2 protein-coding genes are annotated in these 1,685 nt (G+C 78.7%); both read right to left on the bottom strand.

Features of this window, described 5'->3' with window-relative positions:
• Positions 1–618: glycosyltransferase family A protein (locus BJP40_RS04805; protein ID WP_071278850.1), on the bottom strand; the 618-nt coding region annotated here is incomplete at its 3' end.
• On the bottom strand, positions 615–1,685 hold a 1,071-nt coding region (locus tag BJP40_RS04800; RefSeq protein ID WP_071278848.1), incomplete at its 5' end, for a class I adenylate-forming enzyme family protein. The genes BJP40_RS04800 and BJP40_RS04805, both read right to left, overlap by 4 nt.

The raw sequence follows: 1,685 nt of genomic DNA, 5'->3' as shown, positions 1-1,685 counted from the left end.
GTGCTCCCGGGCCCGGTTGAGCAGTTCGACGTCGTCGGACGACTCCCGCAGCGGCGACCGGGGGGCGCCTCCGCACCGCAGGTAGAGGTCGGCGGTCAGGGCCAGGTTGTGGCCGTGGCACAGCACGTACGGCGTGCGGTAGCGCGGGTCCCGGTGCGCCCTGCGGTACCGCCCGTACAGGGCGGCGACCCGCACGAGGGCGGGCAGCAGGCGCCGTTCGGCGAGGGTCGGGGACTCGTCGGCGCGGGGGACGCTGCGCCCGCACAGCATCTCGGCGCCGCGGGCGAACTCCGCCCGTGCGACGGCGGTCCAGTCGGGGGCGGGCAGGCAGTCGGCGTCGGTGCGGGCCAGCAGCGCGGCGCCGTGGGCGGCGGCGTGGCGGAAACCGGTGTCGACGGCGGCGCCCGGGCCGGGTTGGGGCTCGTGGAGGAGGTGCACGGGGAAGGGCGCCGTGCGGGCGAAGCGCCGCACGGCGTCCGCCGTGCCGTCCGTGGAGGCGTTGTCCACGACGGCGAGGGTGAAGTCGGTGTCGTCCTGGGCGGCGAGCGCGGCGAGGGTGGCGCCGATCGACGCCTCCTCGTCGTACGCCGGGACGACCACCCACAGCGGTCCGGTCACCGTCCGCTCCCGTCCAGGCGGGCGGCGGCCCAGCGGGCGGCGGCCGCCCGGTCGGGTTTCGACGAGCGGCCGGACAGCGGGATGTCGCCGAGCAGCACGGCGTCGGGCCGGGCGGTGCCCATGCGGCGCAGCGGCGCGGCCAGTGCGGCCCGGACACGGGCGGGGTCGGCGTCGCGGTGCGGCTGGACGACCGCGACGAGCCGCTCGTCGCCGTCGGCGGCCGGGACGCCGACGAGCAGGGCGAGATCCACGCCCGGCACGTGCAGCGCGGGCTCGTACAGCCCCGGGTAGATGTTCTCGGCCCGGCGCAGCACCATGTCCTTGCAGCGGCCCTCCAGGACGATGCGGCCGCCGTCGAGGTGGGCGCGGTCGCCGGTGGCGACCCACGGGTCGGGGTCCTCGCCCAGGTACCGGTCGCGGGCCGCGGGCCCGGACAGCAGCAGTTCCCCGGTGAGGCCCGGCTTGGCCGTGACGCCGGGCAGCGGTGTGCCGACGAGGTCTCCCCCGCCGGTGAAGGCGGCCTTCTCGGCCTGTTCGACGGCGGCGGCGGGGAACAGCTCGGTCAGTGCGTACACGCCCCACGCCTCCTGGGCGCCCGCCTGCTTGACGCGGGTGAGGAGCGCCGCGCTCGCGGGGGCGGAGCCGGTCCACACCCGGCCGGTGAAGCGGGCCCCGGCATCGAGGGCGGCGCGCAGCTGGGGCGGTGTCAGGTAGGTGGCCTGCGGGTCGAGGCGGCGCAGTTGGCGGGCGAGCGGGCGCGGGGACCGGGCGGGCAGGGCGACGGGCGCGCCGTTCGCGAGGGAGGGCACGAGGACGAAGAACGTCCCGCCGAGCACGGGCCGGGCCTCGCGCGGGGCGACCAGGCCGGTCACGGCGGCCATGCCGGCGGCGAGGGAGGCCCGGGTGTGGACCACGGCTCGGGGGCGGGACGTGGTGCCGGAGGTGAACACGACGACCGCGTCGCCGTCCTCGTCGACGGGCCGGGGCGGCACGCCGCCGGAGGGGCCGTCGCCGAGGGCGGGGGCGCAGCCGGGCAGCCGCGGCCCGACCGTCGCGACGGGGCCGAG

The organism is Streptomyces sp. CC53 (assembly GCF_001865245.1).
Taxonomy (GTDB): domain Bacteria; phylum Actinomycetota; class Actinomycetes; order Streptomycetales; family Streptomycetaceae; genus Streptomyces.
This window is presented reverse-complemented; position numbering and strand designations above follow the sequence as displayed.